The 21,807-nt window shown below is 62.9% G+C and carries 31 protein-coding genes; 8 read left to right on the plus strand and 23 right to left on the minus strand.

Going from position 1 to position 21,807, the window contains the following annotated elements; all coding sequences use genetic code 11:
• Positions 1 to 2 precede the first annotated feature (2 nt).
• The gene (locus AC2YI2_RS20190; protein WP_487388282.1) at positions 3 to 578 is read right to left on the minus strand and encodes a phage tail tape measure protein; all 576 of its coding nucleotides are present in this window, start codon (positions 576 to 578) and stop codon (positions 3 to 5) included.
• A gap of 53 nt (positions 579 to 631) precedes the next feature.
• Between AC2YI2_RS20190 and AC2YI2_RS20195 the strand changes: the two genes are divergently transcribed.
• Positions 632 to 805, plus strand: a complete 174-nt coding sequence (locus AC2YI2_RS20195) for a glycine zipper domain-containing protein (RefSeq protein ID WP_487388283.1) — start codon at positions 632 to 634, stop codon at positions 803 to 805.
• On the opposite strand, the gene AC2YI2_RS20200 is transcribed toward AC2YI2_RS20195, so the two are convergent.
• From AC2YI2_RS20200 to AC2YI2_RS20225, 6 genes are all read right to left on the minus strand, one after another.
• Positions 806 to 1,126 (minus strand): phage tail assembly chaperone, encoded by a 321-nt coding sequence (locus AC2YI2_RS20200; RefSeq protein WP_487388284.1) that lies wholly within the window; start codon positions 1,124 to 1,126, stop codon positions 806 to 808. It abuts the gene before it with no gap.
• Positions 1,030 to 1,371, minus strand: a complete 342-nt coding sequence (locus tag AC2YI2_RS20205; protein WP_487388285.1) for a gene transfer agent family protein — start codon at positions 1,369 to 1,371, stop codon at positions 1,030 to 1,032. Before AC2YI2_RS20205 ends, AC2YI2_RS20200 begins: the two co-directional genes overlap by 97 nt.
• On the minus strand, positions 1,371 to 1,778 hold the full coding sequence (locus tag AC2YI2_RS20210) for a phage major tail protein, TP901-1 family (protein ID WP_487388286.1): 408 nt from the start codon (positions 1,776 to 1,778) through the stop codon (positions 1,371 to 1,373). The genes AC2YI2_RS20205 and AC2YI2_RS20210 overlap by 1 nt, the downstream gene beginning before the upstream one ends.
• Before the next feature lie 65 nt (positions 1,779 to 1,843).
• A complete protein-coding gene (locus AC2YI2_RS20215; protein WP_487388287.1) occupies positions 1,844 to 2,239 on the minus strand; it encodes a DUF3168 domain-containing protein in 396 nt (131 codons plus the stop codon).
• 1 nt (position 2,240) lies between these two features.
• A complete protein-coding gene (locus AC2YI2_RS20220; protein ID WP_487388288.1) occupies positions 2,241 to 2,570 on the minus strand; it encodes a phage head closure protein in 330 nt (109 codons plus the stop codon).
• Positions 2,570 to 3,139: a head-tail connector protein gene (locus tag AC2YI2_RS20225; protein WP_487388289.1), complete on the minus strand. Its 570-nt coding sequence runs from the start codon at positions 3,137 to 3,139 to the stop codon at positions 2,570 to 2,572. The genes AC2YI2_RS20220 and AC2YI2_RS20225 overlap by 1 nt, the downstream gene beginning before the upstream one ends.
• Positions 3,140 to 3,322: 183 nt before the next feature.
• Here AC2YI2_RS20225 and AC2YI2_RS20230 point away from each other — a divergent pair, with 183 nt between their 5' ends.
• A complete protein-coding gene (locus tag AC2YI2_RS20230) occupies positions 3,323 to 3,556 on the plus strand; it encodes a DUF4189 domain-containing protein (protein ID WP_487388290.1) in 234 nt (77 codons plus the stop codon).
• 48 nt (positions 3,557 to 3,604) lie between these two features.
• Here the strand turns inward: AC2YI2_RS20230 and AC2YI2_RS20235 are convergent, their stop codons facing one another.
• The 4 genes from AC2YI2_RS20235 to AC2YI2_RS20250 form a co-directional block, all read right to left on the minus strand.
• Complete coding sequence (locus tag AC2YI2_RS20235) at positions 3,605 to 4,858, minus strand: phage major capsid protein (protein ID WP_487388291.1); 1,254 nt, start codon at positions 4,856 to 4,858, stop codon at positions 3,605 to 3,607.
• An 84-nt stretch (positions 4,859 to 4,942) separates the two neighbouring features.
• On the minus strand, positions 4,943 to 5,284 hold the full coding sequence (locus AC2YI2_RS20240) for a helix-turn-helix domain-containing protein (protein WP_487388292.1): 342 nt from the start codon (positions 5,282 to 5,284) through the stop codon (positions 4,943 to 4,945).
• Positions 5,265 to 5,624 (minus strand): type II toxin-antitoxin system RelE/ParE family toxin, encoded by a 360-nt coding sequence (locus tag AC2YI2_RS20245; RefSeq protein ID WP_487388293.1) that lies wholly within the window; start codon positions 5,622 to 5,624, stop codon positions 5,265 to 5,267. The genes AC2YI2_RS20240 and AC2YI2_RS20245 overlap by 20 nt, the downstream gene beginning before the upstream one ends.
• Positions 5,625 to 5,699: 75 nt before the next feature.
• A complete protein-coding gene (locus tag AC2YI2_RS20250) occupies positions 5,700 to 6,263 on the minus strand; it encodes an HK97 family phage prohead protease (RefSeq protein ID WP_487388294.1) in 564 nt (187 codons plus the stop codon).
• A 112-nt stretch (positions 6,264 to 6,375) separates the two neighbouring features.
• On the opposite strand from AC2YI2_RS20250, the gene AC2YI2_RS20255 reads away from it, so the two are divergent.
• Positions 6,376 to 7,215 carry an AraC family transcriptional regulator gene (locus AC2YI2_RS20255; RefSeq protein ID WP_487388295.1) on the plus strand — a complete coding sequence of 280 codons (840 nt, stop codon included), beginning with the start codon at positions 6,376 to 6,378 and terminating at the stop codon, positions 7,213 to 7,215.
• 61 nt (positions 7,216 to 7,276) lie between these two features.
• On the opposite strand, the gene AC2YI2_RS20260 is transcribed toward AC2YI2_RS20255, so the two are convergent.
• Complete coding sequence (locus tag AC2YI2_RS20260; RefSeq protein ID WP_487388296.1) at positions 7,277 to 7,498, minus strand: type II toxin-antitoxin system HicB family antitoxin; 222 nt, start codon at positions 7,496 to 7,498, stop codon at positions 7,277 to 7,279.
• A 272-nt stretch (positions 7,499 to 7,770) separates the two neighbouring features.
• A complete protein-coding gene (locus AC2YI2_RS20265) occupies positions 7,771 to 8,085 on the minus strand; it encodes a DUF6107 family protein (RefSeq protein WP_487388297.1) in 315 nt (104 codons plus the stop codon).
• A gap of 325 nt (positions 8,086 to 8,410) precedes the next feature.
• Here AC2YI2_RS20265 and AC2YI2_RS20270 point away from each other — a divergent pair, with 325 nt between their 5' ends.
• Together AC2YI2_RS20270 and AC2YI2_RS20275 are read left to right on the plus strand one after the other, a co-directional pair.
• Positions 8,411 to 9,385: an isopenicillin N synthase family dioxygenase gene (locus tag AC2YI2_RS20270; protein WP_487388298.1), complete on the plus strand. Its 975-nt coding sequence runs from the start codon at positions 8,411 to 8,413 to the stop codon at positions 9,383 to 9,385.
• A gap of 128 nt (positions 9,386 to 9,513) precedes the next feature.
• The gene (locus AC2YI2_RS20275; RefSeq protein ID WP_487388299.1) at positions 9,514 to 10,098 is read left to right on the plus strand and encodes a hypothetical protein; all 585 of its coding nucleotides are present in this window, start codon (positions 9,514 to 9,516) and stop codon (positions 10,096 to 10,098) included.
• A gap of 77 nt (positions 10,099 to 10,175) precedes the next feature.
• Here AC2YI2_RS20275 and AC2YI2_RS20280 read toward each other — a convergent pair whose 3' ends face one another.
• Positions 10,176 to 11,342: a phage portal protein gene (locus tag AC2YI2_RS20280; protein ID WP_487388300.1), complete on the minus strand. Its 1,167-nt coding sequence runs from the start codon at positions 11,340 to 11,342 to the stop codon at positions 10,176 to 10,178.
• Between the two features lie 408 nt (positions 11,343 to 11,750).
• Here AC2YI2_RS20280 and AC2YI2_RS20285 point away from each other — a divergent pair, with 408 nt between their 5' ends.
• Positions 11,751 to 12,059, plus strand: a complete 309-nt coding sequence (locus AC2YI2_RS20285) for a DUF1883 domain-containing protein (protein ID WP_487388301.1) — start codon at positions 11,751 to 11,753, stop codon at positions 12,057 to 12,059.
• Between the two features lie 3 nt (positions 12,060 to 12,062).
• On the opposite strand, the gene AC2YI2_RS20290 is transcribed toward AC2YI2_RS20285, so the two are convergent.
• The 6 genes from AC2YI2_RS20290 to AC2YI2_RS20315 all read right to left on the minus strand — a co-directional run bounded on the left by AC2YI2_RS20290 (position 12,063) and on the right by AC2YI2_RS20315 (position 16,244).
• The gene (locus tag AC2YI2_RS20290; protein ID WP_487388302.1) at positions 12,063 to 12,377 is read right to left on the minus strand and encodes a Dabb family protein; all 315 of its coding nucleotides are present in this window, start codon (positions 12,375 to 12,377) and stop codon (positions 12,063 to 12,065) included.
• Positions 12,378 to 12,445: 68 nt separating this feature from the next.
• Positions 12,446 to 13,066, minus strand: coding sequence for a hypothetical protein (locus AC2YI2_RS20295; protein WP_487388303.1), 621 nt, complete (start codon positions 13,064 to 13,066; stop codon positions 12,446 to 12,448).
• Positions 13,067 to 13,290: 224 nt separating this feature from the next.
• Positions 13,291 to 14,532: a DNA-packaging protein gene (locus tag AC2YI2_RS20300; RefSeq protein ID WP_487388304.1), complete on the minus strand. Its 1,242-nt coding sequence runs from the start codon at positions 14,530 to 14,532 to the stop codon at positions 13,291 to 13,293.
• A 373-nt stretch (positions 14,533 to 14,905) separates the two neighbouring features.
• On the minus strand, positions 14,906 to 15,463 hold the full coding sequence (locus AC2YI2_RS20305; RefSeq protein ID WP_487388305.1) for a hypothetical protein: 558 nt from the start codon (positions 15,461 to 15,463) through the stop codon (positions 14,906 to 14,908).
• A 122-nt stretch (positions 15,464 to 15,585) separates the two neighbouring features.
• A complete protein-coding gene (locus AC2YI2_RS20310; protein WP_487388306.1) occupies positions 15,586 to 15,999 on the minus strand; it encodes a PIN domain-containing protein in 414 nt (137 codons plus the stop codon).
• Positions 15,996 to 16,244: a plasmid stabilization protein gene (locus AC2YI2_RS20315; protein WP_487388307.1), complete on the minus strand. Its 249-nt coding sequence runs from the start codon at positions 16,242 to 16,244 to the stop codon at positions 15,996 to 15,998. The genes AC2YI2_RS20310 and AC2YI2_RS20315 overlap by 4 nt, the downstream gene beginning before the upstream one ends.
• 114 nt (positions 16,245 to 16,358) lie before the next feature.
• Between AC2YI2_RS20315 and AC2YI2_RS20320 the strand changes: the two genes are divergently transcribed.
• Positions 16,359 to 16,685 (plus strand): MmcQ/YjbR family DNA-binding protein, encoded by a 327-nt coding sequence (locus tag AC2YI2_RS20320; RefSeq protein WP_487388308.1) that lies wholly within the window; start codon positions 16,359 to 16,361, stop codon positions 16,683 to 16,685.
• A 52-nt stretch (positions 16,686 to 16,737) separates the two neighbouring features.
• Here the strand turns inward: AC2YI2_RS20320 and AC2YI2_RS20325 are convergent, their stop codons facing one another.
• The 3 genes from AC2YI2_RS20325 to AC2YI2_RS20335 form a co-directional block, all read right to left on the minus strand.
• Positions 16,738 to 17,724: a hypothetical protein gene (locus tag AC2YI2_RS20325; RefSeq protein WP_487388309.1), complete on the minus strand. Its 987-nt coding sequence runs from the start codon at positions 17,722 to 17,724 to the stop codon at positions 16,738 to 16,740.
• A 93-nt stretch (positions 17,725 to 17,817) separates the two neighbouring features.
• A complete protein-coding gene (locus AC2YI2_RS20330; RefSeq protein ID WP_487388310.1) occupies positions 17,818 to 18,918 on the minus strand; it encodes a hypothetical protein in 1,101 nt (366 codons plus the stop codon).
• A gap of 50 nt (positions 18,919 to 18,968) precedes the next feature.
• On the minus strand, positions 18,969 to 19,472 hold the full coding sequence (locus tag AC2YI2_RS20335; RefSeq protein ID WP_487388430.1) for a YcgN family cysteine cluster protein: 504 nt from the start codon (positions 19,470 to 19,472) through the stop codon (positions 18,969 to 18,971).
• A gap of 128 nt (positions 19,473 to 19,600) precedes the next feature.
• Here AC2YI2_RS20335 and AC2YI2_RS20340 point away from each other — a divergent pair, with 128 nt between their 5' ends.
• The gene (locus tag AC2YI2_RS20340) at positions 19,601 to 21,766 is read left to right on the plus strand and encodes a transglycosylase domain-containing protein (RefSeq protein WP_487388311.1); all 2,166 of its coding nucleotides are present in this window, start codon (positions 19,601 to 19,603) and stop codon (positions 21,764 to 21,766) included.
• Positions 21,767 to 21,807 lie beyond the last annotated feature (41 nt).

Raw genomic sequence — 21,807 nt, forward strand, 5'->3', positions numbered from 1 at the left:
ATCTAAACTCCCCTTCGCCCGCGCCCGACGGCGCGGGTCAGCATTGCGTTGATCTGTCCTTCGGATCTGCGGAAGCTCGCCGCATCGGTTGCCTGCACGTTGAACACGACCTGCACGGGCTGGCCGCCATCGCCTGCCGCCACGCCGAGCCGGCCGTCCGGCCCACGCCGGAGCGGCATGATCGCCTCGGCGCCGGCCTCGCCCATCAACCCGGCCCCATCGGGCATCGGGAAATAGGTCGGCTGCGACACGACCCCGCCGGATGCGAAAGCATGCACCCGCCCCGGCACGCCGCCATGCGAGAAGGCCAACGCGCCGGACAGCGCACTGCTCGTCCCGGAAACCAGCGACGCCACTGATGTCTCCAGCGGCTTCAGCCCGACATCGAGCGAGATCGACGAGAAGCGGTAGGCAATGTTCTGCAGCACCTCGACCAAGCTATCGCCATCAAGCACCGCGCCTTTGAGCGCCGATGTCAGCGCGCTCCCGAAAGTGCGTGACCGCGCCTCGAGATCGTCGAGTACTCCGCGCAGTTCCTCGGCCCCGGCCAATGCGTCATCGATTTCGTCCGCCTCCATCGGCATGCCTCCTTGACGCACGGCAACGCTTTGGGCCGCGCGGCGTTTGAAAAATGAAAATCATCGAACGGAGCATCGAAATGACCGATCAGTATGAGAAGATGGCCGTGGGCATGGCTTTGGGTACCGAGATCGGCAGCGCCTTCGGCGCCGCGTTCCACAATATTCCGATCGACGTCGCCATTGGCATCGCCATCGGTGCGGCGGTCGGCGCCGCATGGCGCTGATCATTGTGTCGACGCGTCGGGCCAACGCTGCATCAGCGTCGACAGCATCGCCCGGTCGATGCCTTCCATCGGCCGCAACGCTCCGCCCAGTGCCATCAGCTCGCGCAGGCTAAGCGCCCAGAAAGTACCCGGAGGCAGCCGCAGCAGCCCGAGACCGAAATGCAAAGCCGCGCCCCAGGGGAAAGGCTGCGGACGGGCATCGGTCGATCGGACTGCTGCGGCATCTAAGGGTTTCGTGGCGGCGGCTCCGTCGAGAAAGCGCTTTCGAGCAGGCGCGCTGCAAGCGCGATTGCGCCACCAATGCCGCCCTCGACCCTGCATTCGGCAAGCTCACCGTCGTCGATGACATTACCGCCGCCGCGCAGTCCCGCCGCGATGATCGCCATTAAATCCCTCGTCCCGATCCTGCCGCCGGAAAAGCGGCTGGCGAGATCGGCGATGTTGTCGACCCCGAAGGCGGTCTCCAGTTCCGCCAGCGCGCCGAGTGTCATGCAGAGAATGCGCCGCTCGCCATCAATGTCGGCCTCAATCTCGCCGCGCTGGCGGTTCGCCCGGCCGGCCCGCATCAGATTGCTCCGAAGGTCAGCTGCCCGGCGCTCTCGAGCGCAAGGTCGAACATCACCTCGCCATTGTGCTGGCCGAAATATTCGAGAGCCGTCACCTGCAACTTCCCCGTGACCGTACCGAAATCCGGGATCAGCACCTGCCAGTCGAGGATCGCGCCATCGAAGAAGGCCGTCCGCACCGTGGTGTCGGATGCCTGGTCCTTGAAGATGCCCGAGCCCGACACCGCCGCTCGCTTCACACCCGCACCGGCCAGAAGCTCGCGCCACCGCCCGGCGCTCTCGGCATCGGTGATATCAACGGCCTCCGTATTGAAGGCGATGCGCCGCGAGCGCAGTCCCGCCACAGTCTCATAGGTCGAACCATTGTGGATCTTGAGCAGCAGATCCTTGCCCTTCTGCGCCGTCATCGGAAATCCTTTCGTGAACTGAAAAAGGGCGCCCGGAGGCGCTCTGGAATGGAATGAAGCGGCATTCAGCCTTCCGTCACCGCCCGGAAAACCATCTCGGCAACCTGTGCCTTCGTCTTCACTTCGCGCCGCGCCCGCGTCGTGCGATGCACGAGGTTGGCGAGCGAGAAGCCGGTCAGCGAAAGGCTTGCGCCATCCAGCAAAACCTTCACGCGTGCCGCGATATCCTGCGATTGCTTGCGCCCCTCGGCATCCGACCAGGCCTCGATCTTCACCTCATGCTCCTCCGTGCCTGGTGCGAAATCGCTGGTCGTGATTTCGCTCAGCACGAGATAGGGCATCGGCTTGCCGCTGATGCGGCGATCGAACACCGAATCCGCCCCGATCATCGCCGCGAGTGTCGCATCGTCGGTCAGCCGCGCATGGATCGCCGCCTGCAGTGCATTTGCCGAACCCGCCATCTCACTCCTCCTTCACGCGGCAAACGAGGTAACGCGCGGTTTCATCGGGATCGTGTACGGTTACGATGCCGAACACTCTCGCTCCCTTGCGGAACCGCTTCCCCGCCACGACGCTTGCGGCGTGCCGGAGCCAGATCCGATGCGTGACACTCTGGCGCTCAACATGCCCGACCTCGGCATGATCGGCTGCTATCGGCTCCACCCGCGCCCAATGGCTCGACTCAACGGCATGACTCACCGTCACCCCGCCCTGGCCATCCGGCGTCTCGACGGCTGACTCGAGATCGAGCCGCGCGGTCAGTTGGCCAGCGTCGAGGAATGTCATGTTCATCAGAGCCTCCGGATCAGGAAGGGCGCGAGCAGGCGGTCATAGCCCTCGGGCACGCCGGCGGGCTGCATCTCGAGCGGAACCGCTCCGCGGAATTCGTACATATGCGCCGCATGTATCAGCATCGCCCGCTTCAGCATGTCGGGCACATCCTCGCCCGCCTCACCAAAGCCGGCAGTGAAATCCACCTCGACGCCGTTGATCGCCTGCCGTGCCGCCGGCCGCTCGCGCAGCCACAGACGCGCCGGCCGCCGCACACCGTCCAGAACGTGGCCGGCAAGGGAAATCTCGCTCTCCTCGCCCAGTTCGTCGAAGGCGCGAACGGTATCCACCGAGATCACCGGGCCACGCGCAATGTCGACAACACCTGTCTCGGGCCAGCAATCCAGATAGAGCCGCCAGCCCTGGCTGATCAGAGCGAGCCCAGTGGTCCGTTCGAGATGATCACGGGCGACGCGGATGAGGCCGACGAGGACATCATCCTCTTCGCCGCCATCGATCCTGAGATGCGCCTTGAGTTCGGCGAGCGAGAGCGGCTCCGCGCCAGGCGGAGTAATGAGGGAATAGGTCAAGGAACGGGATCCTGCATCGCGGTTGGAAACACGCAAGGGCTTGGAAACACGGGGCGATTCCCGGTCCCGGAAGCTTTCTTGCAAACATTTCAAATTGCTGGCTTACTGGTCTTGCGGGTCTGCGGAAGGATGGTCCTTCCGGATTCCGTGAGGGCGAAATGGTTCGTCCTTCGGGGGGATGTTATGAACTATCTTCGGACTGCCATCACCGCCGCCGCTTTCATCGCGGCCGCCGTCGCCTCGACCGGCACTGCGCATGCTTGGGGCTGCATCGCGGTCTCGCAGAATGGCACCTACGGCTACAGCTACAATTACGATTCGCAGGACGACGCCGTGAATCGCGCACTCAACGAATGCGCGTCGCGCGCGACCACGGACCAGACCTGCGAAATCACGGAATGCGATCCGAATACATGACGGAACTGGCGGCTGGCGGATAATGTGCCGCCAGCCTCTCTCCGTCCTTCAGCTCACGCCGAACTTCACCAGCTTGATCGCCTCGAAATTCTGTACGCCGCCGCCGACCCGCTTGGTGGTGTAGAACAGCACATAGGGCTTGGCGGAATAGGGATCGCGCAGCACGCGAACACCCATCCGATCGACTACGAGATAGCCAGCACGGAAGTCGCCCACCGCGATCGAAAAGGTGTTGCTGCCGATATCGGGCATATCCTCCGCCTCGGCCACCGGGAACCCCATCAGCGTCGCCGGCTGGCCGACCGCCGAAGGCGCTTGCCAGAGATAGTTGCCCTGCGCATCCTTGAACTTGCGGATCGCCGCCTGCGTCGTGCGGTTCATGATGTAATGCGCGTTCTGGCGATGGCCCGCCTTCAGCGCATAGGCCGTATCGATCAGGATGTCTCCCGGGCCGCTCGCCGCGAAGCCGCCCGACACACCGGTTGCGAGATAGCCGATATTGCCCCAGCTCCAGCTCGCATTGGTGACATTGGTATAGGCGAGAAAACCCTTCGGCCGGTTGGTGCCGTTGCCGGAAACGAAGGCCGTGCCTTCCTGTTCGCCAAAGGCGATATCGACCTCCGACGCGATCCAGCTCTCGATATCGACCGCGGCATCGTCGAGCAGCGCCTGCGTGGCCGCCGGCATGGCATAGAGCTCCATCGTCTCGAAGGAGAGTTCCGCCAGCGATGGCGTCGCCGTCTCGGTGCGCGCACCTGTCTCGGAGACCCAGCCCGTCGTGAGGCCCGCCAGCGCAAATGGCTTCTTCAGCACATGGCCGGAGACCTGCCGCACCGTCGCCAACGCCCGGATCGGCGAGACGACCGAAAGCCGGCGACCGATCTCGGTGTCCGTCTCGTTTGGCACCAGATAGCCGCCATCGGTGGCGACCGACGTCGAGAACGCCTTCTCCTCGAGCGCGCGAAGCCCGCTCTCGTCACCACGGCGGATATAGGTCTCGAAGGCCGCCTTGTGCTCCATTGCGTCGAGGCTAAGCGCGCCGCCGCCACCCAGCGCCGGCCGTGCCTTCTTCAGCACCAGCTGGTCGATCGCCTTCTTCTGCTCGTCCATCGCCTTGTTGATGCGGTCGACCTTGTCGCGCGTCACGACATCGGCCGAGAGCTTCTTCTCGATCTCATCAAGCCGCCGGTCATTGGCATCCTTGAACGCCTCGAAAGCACCCATGAAGCCGTCGAAGGCGTCCTCGATCCGGTCAGGCACCGCCTTGATCTCCGGCGCTGCCGTCATGCTTGCATTTTCCATGCTGAAATCCCTTTCTGGTCAAAGAAAAAGGGGCCGCAAGCGACCCCTGGTGAAATCCGGATGATCCGGCAGATTTGTGTGAACTCACGAGATTGCGTCGATGCCCCGCTTCCGGATCAGGTTGAACAGCACCAGCGCCGGCCCCTTCGGCGTCTTCACACCACGCTCGAGCTGAGAAATGTATCCGGGCGTCAGGTTCAGCCTGCGGGCAAATACCGCCTGGCTGAGATTGGCCTTCTCGCGCATCGCGCGGATGTCCGCGGCGGAGGGAACAGGGATTTCGATAGCCCGCTCGCTCTCCGGAATTAGCCGAAAAGTAATCCGCCGGTGAGTCTCCGCGTCGATGAGGCCGCCCGCAGCGAAATCATCGGCAGTCTCCAGAAGCGCCTTAGTCAACCGGCTTGGACTATTGTTCTTCTTTGCCATCACCTATCTCCTCGATACGGCCGTCGTCTACGGCCTTCCTCAGCTCGGCATTGCTCCAGCTGAGTGCTTTGGCAGCCAGTTCCTTGATCACTAGCAATTGATCGGGGCCTACATTGTCTCTCTCGTTCTTGGCAAAAGCGAACACGAATATCGCCCTGTCGCCTTCGCGAATCGCAATGAGTGTTCTGTACCCGCTCGAACGCCCCTGCCCGGGCCTTCCGACGCGCTGCTTGATCACCCCGCCACCGAGATCGGCATCAATCAGCCCTCTCTCGGCCCGCTCGATCGCCTCAACGAGCAATGCATCGTCAATCCGGGATTTCCGGGCAAACCGCGCCATCCATCGCGTCTTGAATATGCGCAATCTCGCCCCTCGACCCTGCGGAACTATAATTCATAGTGCGATAGTTGTAAATCAGGTACGCGGCCGGATTGCCCCAGCCGCCGTCTCCAGCGCCCGGACGAGGGCCGCTTCGGTCAGACGCATCGCACCGCCACCCTTCACATCCGAAATCCGCGCTCCCGGCAGCATCGGAAAGGTCACCACCGAGATCTCCCAGAGATCCGCCTCCAGGATCTGCCGGACACCGGTCCTCGGATCGGCTTTCGCGCGCACGGTCTGGAACCCGATCGAAAGCCCATCGACCGCGTGCGCCTTGATCAGTTCGCGCACCTCGCGCGCCCGGCTCACGCCGTCGGAGAGCATGCCCTCGACATAGAGACCGCGATTGTCCTCGCGGATCGTGCGCCAGGTGCCGATAGGCTCGGCGGGATCATGCTGGAACAGCATCCTGACACCGCCCGCGCCACGCCGGGCGAGCGAGCGCAGGAAGGCGCCGCGCTCGACGCGGTCCTTGCCAAGATCGACCTCCCCGAACAGGCTGGCATAGCCCGAGAAGGTCCCGGCCTCGTCCAGCATCTTGATTTCCATGCGCGCGAACCTACGCTCGCGCCGGGCGATGAGTGCATCGGCGGTCATCATGCATCCTTCATTTTGGGAATTCGAACAAAGCCGCCTCGACCGCAAGAACGATCAAGCGACGATTTTTTCGAGGCGCTAGAACAGCTTCGTCGGACACGAAAGGAGCGCAATGAACGTCATCGAGAAGGCGATATGGCAGGTGGAGACCCACATGCGCATGCCAGCGACCCTGGACGCCATTGCCGAACGCGCGGGTGTGACGCCGTCCTATCTGACCCGGGCCTTCGCGCTCGCAACCGGCCAGTCACTGATGCGTTATGCCCGCGCCCGCCGCCTTTCGGAGGCCGCGCGCACTCTCGCGCTCGGCGTGCCCGACATCCTCGGCCTGGCACTCGATGTCGGCTATGGATCGCATGAAGCCTTCACCCGCGCCTTCCGCGAGCATTTCGGAGTCACGCCCGAAAGCGTGCGGGATGCCCGAACCGCTGCAAACCTCATACTCACGGAGCCCCTCAAAATGGACCAGCCTCTCCACCCCAAACTCGACGATCCCATGATCGAAGACCGCAAGGCCCTGCTGCTCGCCGGCCTGATCAAAACCTTCCCGATGAAGGATATCGCTTCAATCCCCTCGCTCTGGGCAGAGTTCGACCAGATGCAGGACGCCGTCACCAATACCGGCCCGGAGCGCCGCTATTTCGGCGCCTCCCTCTCCTTCAGCGAGGAGAAAGGCTGCGAATACATGGCCGCCCTCGAAGTCACCGACCTCGCCTCGGTCCCGAAGGAGGCCCAGACCACCAAGATCCCCGCGGCCAAATACGCCGTCTTCACCCAACCCGGTCACATCACGCTCATGCGTCCGACCATCATGTCGATCTGGCAGGACTGGCTGCCGAACTCGGGCTATACGGCCGCCGAGGCGCCGCTCATCGAATACTACCCGCCCGCCTTCGACGGCATGACGGGCAATGGCGGGTTTGAAGTGTGGCTGCCGGTGAAGAAGGGCTGAAGTTCCAAACGCCAAAGAGGCTTCTTCGGGAGCCTCTTTTCATTTCACCGAAGCGAAAATTTCAAGCCAACTGCGCTTGCTGCGAAGGCGGCGGCACGTCGCGCCCGAGCGTTCGGCACGCGTCGATCCATTCCTCTATAGCGTCCATCACATTGCGCATCGCTTCTTCCGGCGTCTCGCCGTCGCTCATGCAGCCAGGCAGATCGGGCACCGTCGCGACGAATCCACCGCCGTCTTGCGGCGACAGGGGTGCGATCAGGATAGGATATTCGAGTTGTCTCACGAGGACTTCCTCACGGCGTCGATAAAGGCGACGAGCTTCCGGATATATACTGCCTTTATCGGTCGTTTGAAAGGCAAGGTCAGGATCTCGCGCTGTAGCGGGTGAGTGATCTTGTAATGCGATCCGCCGGACCGGTTTGGAAGGCAATTCACTCCATATTCTTGGCAGACGGCTTCGACATCGGCGATCTTCCAATCGCCGACCGGATTGCGCCGCATCGCTTCAAGCCGCCTGTAGCCCATGCACTCGACAAAACCATGAGTTGTTAGCGATTACAAGTTCCCCTTCGTCCCCCACTTTCGGGCCAGCCGTGCCAACACACCCAGCCCCCACCAAGCCAAAAGGCTCACCGTGGCCGCACCCGAGAGCATAATCTCCGACGCCGAGAGATGTGCCGCAATCCCCAGCCGCCCGGCGAGTAGCACGCCAGCGGGGCCGCCAAACACCAGTCCGGAAATCACACCCGCCAGGAAGCGGCAGGCCGCCTCGCGCCGATCCACCGGCAACATGTAGACCAGCGACACGGCCGCGCCTGCCGAGGCGCCGATGGTCCGTTCCATCCAGAATCCGGCGGAGAAATCAGCCATTTGTTAACCTCTTTATATTACGATCTTCTCAATTAAGGTGCATGGCAACATCGTTTGCAACCCGCAGGAAAGTTCTTGCGCCCGTCGGAAATCCGAATCTCCAGAACCAATTGTCGGCAGATTTTCAGAAGGCGATCCGCCTCTTCACAATTTGATTCAGCGTCCGGCCAGTCCGATTCACGATTGTCGTCCAACCCGTTGAACACGCCACTTCATTAGCGATCCCTGAGAGAAAGCGGCCTCCCCCGGCCTGATTCACACATTCTGGACAAGCCGCTGAAAAAGCTCCACGATCCGGCTTTCGAGAATCCGTGGAGTTTCAGCCATGCCCTTTCCTGTCTTCGACCTCGCCGCCTTCGAACGGTCCGACAATGATGGAAAGCGGCAGATGGGGCGGGAGGTGGACCTCATCTGCCGCGCGTCCGGCTTTCTCGCGGTTCAGAACCACGGAATTCCGGACGAAGTGATCGCTCAAGTCTGGCAGGCGGCGCATGACTTCTTCGATCTTCCCCCGGAGGAGAAGGAGAAAGTCCGTGCGCCCTATCCTGGTTATCCCTATGGCTATCTCGGACCGGGCGCCGAAGCGCTCGCCAAGTCGAAAGGCGTCGACAGCCCGCCCGATCTCAAGGAAAGTTTCAATGGCGGCCCACTCGCCGTACCGCCCGGACTGACCGACCAGGAGGCACTCAGTTTCTGCTATGCCGCGACGATCTGGCCGGGCACGCCATCGGAATTCCGCCCCGCCTGGGAAGCCTATTATTGCGCCGTCACCGATCTCGCCGCCCGCATCATGAAGGTCTTCGCCATCGCGCTCGACCTACCGGAGGACTATTTCCAGTCCACTATCGCCCAGCCGATCTCGGCGCTCCGCGCACTCAACTATCCCGAGCTTGCTGCTCCGCCGCCCGAAGGCCAACTCCGCGCCGGCGCCCATACCGATTACGGCAGCCTCACCATCCTGCTGCCCCAGCCCGGCTCCAAGGGTCTCGAAATCATGACGCCCGAAGGCGCCTGGCGCGAAGTCCCGCCGGTCGAGGGCGCCTTCGTCATCAATATCGGCGACCTCATGGCCCGCTGGACCAACGACCGCTGGGTCTCGACGCTCCACCGGGTCGTCAATGTCTCGCCTGCTGATGGCGGCCTCGCCCGCCGCCAGTCGCTCGCCTTCTTCCACCAGCCGGACTGGTTCGCCAACATCGAAACGCTGCCGTCATGCCTCGCGCCCGGCGAAGTGCCGAAATACGAGCCGGTGCTGTCGGGGCCGTATCTGATGGGCAAGTTCAAGAAGACCGTCATATGAGCCAGGTCGGCATCAGGGGATATCGGGCAACCACCTTTGACGAACGGCAATCATAAGCTTCACGTAAGTCACAAACTCTACGAATAATTGCAGTCTGAGAGATGATACTCTGATATTGGAGACCCTTGATGCAGATTTCCGGACTCACCCATTCCGCTTCTTCGACCAGCAGGGCCGATAGGCACCATCTCAACTCCTTCGATGCAGGCAGCGTCAACTTTGGCAGCCCTAAGAATACGCTATTTCAGAACTTGCTCAAGAATCCCGTCGTTCAGGACAATGTCACCCTCAATGAAGATGGAACTCATTCCTTTGGCGGGGAGATCGCCGGCGAGCATGATGCGTTGGCACGGTTGCTGATATCGGAGCAGAACAGATCTACATCGAAGGATCTTGGTGCCGTCTCCGAATATTCCCTCAGCGACCTCACGAAGTTCCGTCAACTGACTGGCTACAATCTTGTGCAAGCTGCTGGCATGTATACGGTGGTCGATGATCATGGAAGGCCGCCCGCGATGAGCGACCAAGCGTTGGCGCAAGCCGCGTGGGATATGTTTGATCTTGCCAAGGGCGCCCAGGATCTGAGAAATCCCGGAACGGACCTCTCGCTTGATGAGCTTAGAACCGCTGCCGAAGGATTGCGCAGCCAGCCCGGAGCCGATCAATCCTTGTTCGACGCGTTGATTGAAGTGATCGACGCCAACCTTTTCTAAGCCCGTGAAAAAACAAAGCGCTCCGAATGCGGAGGCTATCGTGTGGCAAGCTGTCGATTGCCCATGATTCGCGACACCTACTCATTCCCACCATACCCCACCGCCTCCCGCTTTTCCGCATCCGTCAAGAACCCCGCCGCCCCAACCCTGGCCCAGAGCGCATCGCGCTCAGCCGCCAACCCCGGCACCTGGTCGAGGTCATGCCCCAACACGAGCGCCTCGTCATAGATCCCCGCCAGCCACCCCGACAGCGCCGCCGCCGTCCGCCCGATCAGCGGCAGCACGGTCAGCCGCCAGAAGGCCCGGTTGGCCTCGGCGTAGTTGGCATAGGTATTATCCCCCGGCAGTCCGAGCAGCATCGGCGGCACGCCGAGTGCGAGCGCGATGTCGCGCGCCGCGCCATTCTTCGCCTCCATGAAATCCATCTCGCGGGGGCTGAGCCCCATCGCCTTCCAGTCGAGCCCGCCTTCGAGAAGCATCGGCCGCCCCGCCCGCGCCGGTCCGGAATAGCCGTCGGCCAACTCGGCTTTCAGCCGCTCATACTGATCCGACGTGAGATTGCCACCCTCCTTGGGCTGATAGACCAGCGCGCCGGAGGGCCGTGCCGAATTGTCGATCAGCGCCCGGTTCCAGCGGCTTGCGCTGTTGGACAGGTCGAGCGCGGCACCCGCCGCCGCGAGCGGCGGAAAGCCGAGATGATCGTCGAGCGGATGGAAGAGCTTGAGCTGCAGCACGGCGCCCGCCCCTGAGGCCGGATAGCGCCGCAGGCGGCTGCCGGCGCGATACTCGATCACCTCCACCCAGCCATCAGCGCCCTCGACCAACCGCACCCGATCGGGCCGCAGGAGATGCAGTTCCATCAGCCGTGTGCCGGCCACGACCGGCAGCAGGAAGGCATTGCCCGAGATCAGCAACTGCCCGTAGAGCGCCTCGAAGAACTCGCCGCCTGCCTGCCGTCCATTCGGCTGCCGGAAGAGTGCCAGCGCCGCATGCAGTGGTTCCTCTGCCCCATCGCGATAGGCGAGCCAGGGCACCGAGGCCGCAGCCTCCGACACGAGCCGCACCGCCCGATGCGCCACGGGATTGCGCAGATAGCCCTCGCGGGCTAGCCCGGCATAGCCGCGCGGCACGGCGTCGCCGCCAGTCTCGCCGCCGGCAAAGATCTGCGACAGCGCCTTGAATTCGGGCATGGTCTTGCGATCCGCGGCGCCACGGGCGCGCGGCCGGATGAACGGCAATTTCATGGATTGTCCTCTCAAGCATGATCCGTTCGGCGCTTGCCGGGCGGAGAAGCTATGCCGGGCGGCTCCGGGGGTAGGAGCAGCGGGAATATTTCCGTAATCAATGCGTCGCCTGACGCAGGTGGGGCCAGCGTCACGCCCGGTGTCCTGGAGGGACGACACAACCCTGTCACGAAACCGTCAAAAATCAAGCATGATTGCAAACTGGATGGCGACCGGGTGAGCTTGTCGCAGCCAAGCCTCTGAAAAAACAGCAAGCTCTCCGTCGTAAACTAAATGTGATCAGCGCTCTGCCGGCAGTGACCATGCGCCGCTGCAATTCACCATCCCTTAATCGCCCCGCCCTAATATCGTGCGGCCGAATTCAACGCGGCGCGATCCGTGCGCCCGCAAGAGAGAGGGGTGACAGGCATGACAAATTTCATCGCAGCGCGTGAATTCCTCGCCAAGGGTGACGTCGTGGTCGTCCAGTGCTCGCACCAATGCAATGTCCTCGTCATGGACGACCAGAATTTCCAGGCCTATCGCCAACGCAAGAAGTGCACCTATTTCGGCGGCTTCTTCAAAGCCTTTCCGGCGAAGATCGTCGTGCCCGGCAATGGCCATTGGAACACGGTCATCGACCTCGGCGGCAGGCAGGCCGAAATCAGTCATACCATCAATTATGTCAGGCAGACCAAGAAGGTCCCTGTGAAACCCGCGGTGCTCGCCAAGGCCTGAGTCTCAAGCGACGATCGGCTCGACCACCGCGTTCTCGGCATCATAGTCCGCCGCCATGCGGATTTCCCGCAGCGGCCGCACGATCTCGATCGAGCGCTGGTAATTGGCATGCGCCTTGTAGGCCGCCAGCGCCGCCTCGTCGGCGAATTCACCGTAGACGACGAGATCGACCTCGCCACCGAGCTGGTCGGTCTTTACATTCTCGCCGATCTCCAGCTTTGCCGCATGCGGAATTTCGGTCAACAGCGACAGCCCTGCCCGGATCACCTCCAGGTCCTTGGCGTCACGCGCGGAGAAGAATACGATATGGCGGATCATTGCGCTTTCCGGGTCGATTTGAAACCGGCCCGGCACTAGCATTCCATCGTTCCGCCATCAATGCGACATCACAGCGTGTAGCTGATCGCGGCATAGAAGGCGCGCGCGTAGCCGGCGATCTTCTCCGCGCGGTCCAGGCCGTTGACAATCCGCCGGGCATTGACCCAATCCTGGTCGTTCTTGTCGAAATAGTCCGCCAGCTTCTTGCCGGTGAAAAGGCCCTTCTCCATACCGATGAACATGATGTCGATGGCCACGTCCATCTTCAACGCTTCGGAGGGATCGGTCGCCAGCTTTGGATTTCCGATCGCCGCGCCCAGCTTCTTGTAATTGTCCTTGAACGTAATCTGCACGAGGCCGCGACCGAACCAGGCGAGGCCGTCGCCATCGGGGCGCCAGTAAGGCTTGCTGACCCAGGACAGTTTTCCGGCATCCCAGGCATTTTCGAGCCGGGCGCTCGCTTGGGCGTCGGAGCTGGCGAGGGTCTCCCGGACCGGCTGCATCGTATGCGCCGATTCATGAAATGCCGTCGCCAGGATATAGGCCAGCCAACGATCGTCATTTCCAGAATATTTCTTCTCCCACTCGTCGAGAATGGCTTCGATACCCTCGACCTGATGCTGTTGCAGCCCGTCCGGGAAGAGCTTCCCGCGGATTTCATCGAAAAGAAACTTGCGATTGATGCTCATTGCAGCTCCCCTTGCAATCGACTGGCGCAAAGGACTTCCTCGGCGCCCGAATGAGCGTCGTTCCTTAGTCCTCGCGATGTGGCAATCGTCCAGCTCTACCCCTGGACGGACGAATGTTATCATCAATACTTTAAATTGCAATATTGAAGATAATACAACCTAAACTTATGACTTGGGCTGCCAGTGGCTGAAGGCGGTTGCGCCACAGAGCGCTCCGATTTAGCTCAAATCCCCCTAACCCGCGGTTCGCCCTGACCGCCCAGTACCAGGCTGGTCAGTGCCCAGACCAGAGCATCCATCCGGTCCGGCGAAGCGCCGCCGGAGAGCCCTTCGGGTCCGAAATCGCACATCTGATCTTCAAGCGCCGGAAAAGTCCCCGCATGCACCACCCGGCCCTGCTCATAGAGTGCTGCGACCGGCTCGGCACGAATGAACTTGCCGCGCGAAGCCCGCACCGTCGAGATCGGCAGGTTCGCGTCAATCGAGCGCAAGATCGTGCTGACCATATCGCCACCCTGGTTGACCTCGGCGACGACGCGGTCGGCCTGGAAACGCCGCACAGCCCGCACCACCGCCTCGCCCCAGCCATTCGGCGAAGCGTTCGTGACCGAAAGATCCGCCAGCACCGCAACCCGCCCGGATGCCTCCAGCCCTGCCACGACGATGCCGCAGCACGAATTCTTCGCCCGCTCCGCCACCGGCGGGTCGACTGCCACGACAATTCGCCCCAGCGGCCCGGGATTTCGCACCCTGAGCCGCTCCAGCATCGCGCGATTCCACAGCGCATCCTCGCGATCCTCGATCAGTTCGCCATCGAGTTCCTGGCGACCGAGCCGCGTGCCGCCGTAACGCGCCTGCATGGCCTTGATGAAGCCCGACGCCAGGTTGCCGGCATTGCCTGAGGTCGACAGCCGCGTCGCCACCGTTCCGGCATCGGCAACGATCGCCTTCAGCAGCGCTATCGCCCGCGGCGTCGTCGTCACCACCTGCCGCGGCTCATGCCCGAGCCTGAGCCCGAACTGCAGCATGTCCCAGGTTTCCTGCGGATGCTTCCATTTGCCGAGCTCGTCGCACCAGGCGAGATCGAATTGCGGCCCGCGCAGGCTCTCGGGATCCTCAGACGAGAACAACTGCGCCACAGAACCATTCGGCCAGACAAGCCGCCTGCGGCTGATCTCGAAAGTCGGTCGCCGGTCCCGCGCAATGCGCCAGAGCCCGGATACGCCATCCACCATCACTTCACGCGCATCGGCGAGCGTCTCGGCCACCAGCGCAATGCGCAGCGGTGTCACCGCGCCGCTCGCCATCGCCTGCACCCATTCCGCCCCGGCCCGCGTCTTGCCCGACCCGCGCCCGCCCATGATCAGCCACGTCCGCCAGTCGCCGGGCGGGGGCTGCTGTTCGTGCCGGCCGTTGAGCCGCCAGGAACGATCGATGATTGTGAGCAGATGAGCTTGCTGTTTCAAGGGAAGCCCGGCCAGGATGGATCGGAGCTCATCAAGCGGTGCCTCGTCCCCTTGCTCCCTCTTCTCCCCAGCGGGGAGAAGGTGGCCCGAAGGGCCGGATGAGGGGGTGCGCGAAGCGCCAAGAAGGTTGTGCCGGGAAGCCCCCTCATAGCCTCGCGATGCTCGGCACTTCTCCCCGATGGGGAGAAGAGAGAGATCCGCGTCGCCGTCACCACTCCTACTCGTCGGCCGACGTGCATGTTGCTCCTGCGCTGATACGATGCGATCCGCCGCTTGCGTCAGCTCTATCGTCCCGGCCCGAACTCGGCCCAGCCGCTCATGCGAACCCAGCATCTCCACCTCGAAAGCATCGATCACCCGGCAGGTATCACCGTCAAACGTCTCCGCCACCCGTCGCAGCGTCCGCGCCGAAACCTCCCTCGCCGGGCGGCCCGGTGCCGTCAGCGGCAGCGGCGGCCCGCTTGGCCATGAGCATATGGGCGCGCTCTTCTGCCCGCTCGGAAATCTTGCGGTCGATGCCTGCAAGGAGCGCCTGATAGGCCGCATCATCGAAATTCTCCTCGGCCTCGCGGGCAAGCGCATCGGCAAGGCCGCGCTGCCGCCCGTCGACCTTCTCGAGCGTGCGGGTGATCAGCGCCAGCGCATCGACCGCCGACTTGGCATCCGCCTTGGCAGCCTTCGCCTCGGCATCGTCGCCCCCGACCGCACTCTCCGCCCGTTCACGGATCGTCCGGAACATCTCGAACTGCGCACGCAGCTCCGTCGTCATGGCGTTGAGTAGGTGCTGCATTTCCGCAACGGGCGACGGTTCGGACTTGGTCTCGAGCATCACCGCCCGCACCTCGTCCTCCAGATCAGGCTCATAGACCGCCACCCGCCCCACGGGCCAAAGCCCCGCCAGCGCGGGATCGAAACCGACCACGTCGTCCATGATAATTTTCCTGTGAGGGATCACCCGGCGGAGGCTGGGGCGCCATCCGCAACTATTGGATCATGGCATAACCCTAGCGGAAGGGCGTTACGCTGTCAAGGATTATTTTCCTATGTCGATCGCTAGCTTCCCCAAGGCGAAATCAAGTCCAGCCCGGTCGTCCCAAAATCCCGCAGATTCCGCGTCGCCAATCGACCGCCATTCACGCGCGTAATGGCTGCAATCATGCCGTCTTGCGCCGACATTGGCCGCCCTCGCTTAAGCGCGGTCGACATGACGTCGCCATAGGCAAGTGCCGCCTCCTCGGTCAGCCCGAAAATGCGGCCGGCGAAGCGGCGGCGCCAATCTTCAAGCCCCCGCCCGAGTCGCTCTGTTCTCTGGTCCGGCCGGATCTTCTGGATGCCGAAGGCAATTTCCGCAATGGCAACCGTAGGCAGCGCCAGTTCGGCATCATGACGCACGAGCCAGTCCATTACCTTCTGCTCTGGAATCTTCTTGAGCGTTTCCGAAATGACATTCGTATCAACGAAGATCACAGATCCAGCCCGTGATGCGGTTTGCGTTCCTCAAGGATGATCTCTTCGAGATCGATGTCGGAACCGCTCTCTTCTGTGAGCCGACGATAAAACACAGCCGCCGGCTCGCGTCCCATCTCCTGCGCCTCATAGACCTCCAGCGCGCGCTCGACGATTTCAGCGACTGTACGGTTTTCGCGGCGCGCAAGCCGATGGGCGAGGTCGCGCGCCCTTGAACTTCTTACGGAAAGTTGTGGTTCTGCCATCGTCGTCTCCTTCCGAATACTATAGCTCACAAGCGGCCTGCCATCAAGATGGCAGCATTTCACAACCCAGTTGGACTGGGTTAAGTTCGAGCCACAAAGGATGGGAGAGGAGCCATGACCCACGACGACATCGCCACCATCGCCCTCTCCCTCCCCGGCGCGACAGAATCGGCCCATTTCGGCAAGCGCGATTTCCGCGCCCCGAAAGTCTTCGCGTCCCTGCCCGCGCCCGACACCGCCAATCTCAACCTGACACCCGACCAGCAGCAGATGTTTCTCAGCCTCTATCCCGGAGAATTCACGGCCCTGCCCAACACATGGGGCCAGCGCGGCTGGACGGCGCTGCATCTCGACCGCTGCGAGGACGCAACCGCGCGCATGGCGGTCGAGGCGGCGTGGAAGAATGTCGCGCCGAAGACGCTTCTCGGCAGCCTGAAATGAAAAAGGCGGCCGTCGAACGGCCGCCTTTACGAACTTCACAAAACCAGCAATATCAGGCGTTTGCGCCGTGATAGGCGTCGGCGACACCAGCCAGCAGGTCGATGACCGAAGGCGGCAGGTCGGCACCGGCACCGGCCGGGGTGATCTCGCGGTCGTCGAGCACGGCGGCGAGCTTCATCGCATTGGCCTTCGGGCCGAGGAAGTCGGCGAGCTTGCGCGCCAGCAGATGGCGGTCGCCGAGGAAATCGGCCTCGTAGGACAGGAACAGCGGACGGATCAGGCCTTCCTGGGTCGCACGGATCCAGGAGCGCTCGAAATCGCCGATCCAGCCGCCAAAACGGGCGGCGAGCAGCGTCAGGCGCGGCTCGCGCTCCAGCCTGGCATAGCCGGACGGCAGTGCTGCGACGATCGACGCCGAGGCCTCGCCCTTCATCAGCGCCGCATCCATGGCGGCGATCGTGTCGGCGAGATCGCGGAACACCACGACCGGGCGGATATTGTAGAGGCTGAACAGGCGCACGGCATAGGGCGTGGCGCGGGCGGCATGGCGGGCGATCAGGCCCGGGCCGGGCAGCAGGCCTTCGCGCACCAGCGCGAATTCGTCCGGCTCCTGGTCGAGGGCGCTGGCGCCGAGGCCTTCCGGATCGGAAGCAGCGGCAAAGAAATCGGCCGGCGCCAGGCCGAGCGACGCCGAAAGCGCGTCATGCAGGAAGGCCGGCGCGGCGAAGGGTGCGGAGGTGACCAGCAGCCGCAGGCTTTCGCTGCGCGTCGCGGTCAGCTTGGCGCGCATCATCAGCTCGGCAAAATAGCCGCGCTCGATTGCCAGCATTTCCAGCGCCTGCGGCGGAATGTTGGGGATGAAGAACGGGTTGGCCCAGCTCATGCCGGCCGCCAGTTCGAGGCCGCGCTGCGGCGTCTGGCGGTAGAGGAATTCGTGGCATAGCCGATCCAGTTCCTTGACGTCGGAGACTGACGAAATCATGTGGAGGAACGATCCGAATTCCTGGGCTAGATCGTCTTTCCTCGCCAGATTGTCCATGCTGTCTGATCCTTCTCGATAGAATGTTTGCAAGACGCTACGGCGGCATCCTTTCGCCAGACTGGCGCGGCCGCTTTCGCTATGGTTGCAGGCTCAACCCCCGAGCAGGGGGCGGAGATCCTCTTCGTCGCGGTAGTAGTGTGCTGTGCGTTCGACGATCGCCTTGACCGAGTCGGGCATGGTGGTGCCCCGGCCGGCGACGCCCTTGTTGAGGCGCTTGGCGGCGCCGTCGGACTTGTCCTCGAAGGCCGTGAGCAGCTTCGCCGCCGCCTCGGCATCGAGCCCCAGATGCTTGATCATGCGGTCGGCCAGGCCCTGCTTGTCGGCCAGGAAATCCTTCTCGTAGGACACCCAGAGGGGCTTGACGAGATTGGCGCGCTCGCACTTCTTCCAGCTGACATAGAACTGGATGAACCAGGCGGTGTTGCGCTGGACGAGGATGGTCAGCCGGTCCTCCAGCGAGAGTGTGCCGTAATTGGACGGCAGGCCGTCGCTGAAGTAGTAGCCTTCCTGCACGTCGCGATCGCTGCGGTAGCCCATCACCATGTCGTCGAGCGAGACGAACGTGTCGAACAGGTTGCGATGGGTGACGATCGTCCGGACATTGTAGGTCTTGAGCATCAGCCCGAGATAGGGCGAGCAGCGCGAATGGTGCTGGGCGACATAGCCCATGCCGTTGATTCCATTGCGGATCAGTGCCAGTTCCTCCGGCTCCTGCTCCATCAGATTGCCGCCCAGCAGGGACACGGCGCGGATGCGCGGTGTCGCAGCAAAGAGCGAGGCGGCCGGCAGCCCGAGCCCGGTCTGCAGCGCGCCGGCGATGAAGGTCGAGGCCGATTTCGGCGCACAGGCGAGCAGCACGTTGAGCTGCGGCGAACGGTTCGCGGTCAGCTTCGCCCGCATCGTCAGTTCGGCCAGCATGTTGGAACTGACGGTGAGGCTGCGCGCCGCATCGCCCTGAATGTCGGGAATATAGAAGGGGTTGGCCCAGCTCATCGCGGAAGCGAGCCCCAGCCGGCGGTCGGCCGGATAGCGCGCAAGGAACTCGTGCGCCGCCATCTGGATCATCGGCGGATTGGCGAGCGTCGAGAACATCTCCATGAAGACGGGGATTTCCGCCTCGGTGCCCTGCGCCTGGACTTTCGTCTCAGTTGCCCTCGGCTCGTCCGCCAGATTGCGCGCAAGATTGTTCATGGTGCCTGCCTGTCGTCAGATTTTGCTGGCGACAGGCTATCGGCCCGGCCTTACCTGGAACTGGTGGCCACCTTGACGGCCGGCGGCGTCTCGGACCCCTCGGGCACCTCGCCCGGCCAGTCCACTTCGTAGTTCTCGAAGTCATCCAGGGGAACATCGAGCTCGTTGATGGTGCGTCCCCGCACCGAGATCTGCGCGGCATGCACCGTGTCGGGATCGCCGGACACCAGGGGGTGCCACCAGTAGAGGTCGCGGCCTTCCTTGACCAGCCGGTAGCCGCAGGTCGGCGGCAGCCAGGTCAGCGTCTCGACCTCCTCGACGGTCAGCCGGATACAGTCAGGCACATGGTCGCGCCGATTCGCATAGTTCGAGCACCGACAGCTCTCGGGGTCGAGCAGCTTGCAGCGCAGATCGGTCCAGACGACCTCGCCGGTATCCTCGAATTCGATCTTGTTGAGGCAGCAGCGGCCGCAACCGTCGCACAGGCTTTCCCACTCCGCATCGTTGAGTTCGCGCAGCGTCTTGTGTTTCCAGAATGGAACAGGCTCTTTCAATTTCGCGAAATCGTGTTCGGCACTCAACGCGTTTTCCTTGCTGTCGGGGCCAAAATCGGCGAGAAATCGGCAAGGCCGTGCGCATACACCCATGCGCGGGAAATGGCCAGTGCCTACGGGATTAGACCATGTCCGACGCCGGCGACGACAACAAGAAACCGCGCCTCAAGAGCCACTTCTTCCTCAAGGTCGATGCCTGGCTCGATTCGACGCTATGGAATCTCGGCTTTCGCCTGGTCGACATCTGGGAAGACATCACCATCTTCTTCCGCCGGTTCCGTGTCAAAGGCTGGAAACGCATCCCGTTCGAACTCGCCGGCGAAGCGCTCACCTGGGGCGCCATCGGCATGGTGGCGATGCTGGCGCTCGCCAAGCCCGCCTTCGAGATCGCCAAGACCGACTGGCGCCGCAAGTCCGATTTCGCCGTCACCTTCCTCGATCGCTACGGCAATGTGGTCGGCCATCGCGGGATCATCCACGAAGACTCGGTGCCGATCGACGAGCTGCCGGATGCCCTGATCAAGGCCGTGCTCGCGACCGAAGACCGCCGCTTCTTCGACCATTTCGGCATCGATTTCCTGGGCCTCTTCCGCGCCATCACCGAGAATGCCCGTGCCGGCGGAGTCGTCCAGGGCGGCTCGACGCTGACCCAGCAGCTTGCCAAGAACCTGTTTCTCTCCAACGAGCGCTCCTTCGACCGCAAGATCAAGGAAGCCTTCCTGGCGCTGTGGATCGAAACCCACATGACGAAGAAGGAGATCCTCTCCCTCTATCTCGACCGCGCCTATATGGGCGGCGGCACATTCGGTGCGGCGGCCGCGGCGCGCTTCTATTTCAACAAGGAACTGCCGGACCTCTCGCTTGCCGAGAGCGCCATGCTCGCCGGCCTGTTCAAGGCGCCCGCCAAATACGCGCCGCATGTCAACCTGCCGGCGGCCCGCGCCCGCGCCAATGAAGTGCTGACCAACCTCGTCCAGGGCGGACTTATGACCGAGGGCGAGGTCATCGACGCCCGCCGCCATCCCGCCACCGCCGTCGATCGCGGCAATGCGGATGCGCCGGACTTCTTCCTCGACTGGGCCTATGAGGAAACCCTCAAGCTCGCCCGCAAAGAGAATTTTGCCGACCACACGCTCGTGGTGCGCACCACGATCGACATGAACCTACAACGCGCCGCCGAACAGGCGGTCGAATCGGGTCTCCGCCAGTATGGCGAGACCTACCGGGTCAAGCAGGGCGCGCTGGTCATGATCGAGAATGGCGGCGCCGTCCGCGCCATGGTCGGTGGACGCGACTATGGTGAAAACCAGTTCAACCGCGCCACCAAGGCGCTGCGCCAGCCGGGCTCGTCCTTCAAGATCTACACCTATTCGCTGGCGATGGAAAAAGGTCTGACGCCGACCTCGCCGATCACCGACGGGCCGATCTGCTGGGGCAACTGGTGCCCGGGCAACTACGGCAACAGCTATGCCGGCCGGATCGACATCCAGACCGCAATCGCGAAATCGATCAACACCATCCCCGTGCGGCTCGCCAAGGAGAAGTTCGGCAAGAACGGCATCCAGCAGATCATCGACGAAACCCGGAAATTCGGTGTCGAAACCCCGATCCGCAAGGACGTCACGATCCCGCTCGGTTCGTCCGAAGTCACAGTGCTCGACCAGGCGACCGCCTATGCGGTCTTCCCGACGGGCGGCTTCGAATCGCGCCGGCACGGCATCACCCAGATCATGGATTACGACGGCAAGGTGCTCTACGATTTCAATCGCGACGCGCCGCCCGCCAAGCGCGTGCTTTCCCAGCAGGCCGCGGACTCCATGAACCAGATGCTGACCCGCATCCCCTATTACGGTACGGCGCGCAAGGCGCAGGTCGACGGCGTGCTGACCGGCGGCAAGACCGGCACGACCCAGGCCTATCGCGACGCCTGGTTCTGCGGCTACACCGGCAACTTCGCCGCCGCCATCTGGTTCGGCAATGACGACTACACATCATCCAACAACATGACCGGCGGCTCGCTCCCGGCCATGACATTCAAGCTCCTGATGGACTACGCCCACCAGGGCATCGAACTCCGCCCGATCCCCGGCATTCTGGAAATTCCGCCGGAAGTGACCAAGAAGCCCGAAGTCGTGGCAGAGAAGCTGCCGGAAGACGGCCAGCAACCCGCCGACGCATTCGTCCGCCCCCGCATGCTGACGGTGATGGGCACGAAGACCGTGCGCAAGATCGGCGAACTACTCAAGGACGCCAAGCCGCTCAAGATGCAGGAGAAGGTGGCGAGTGCAGAGTGAAGATTCGCCAAGTTGCAGAAAGGCGCATAAGCGTCTCAAGG

It is taken from the genome of Rhizobium sp. SRI_017, assembly GCF_057586295.1.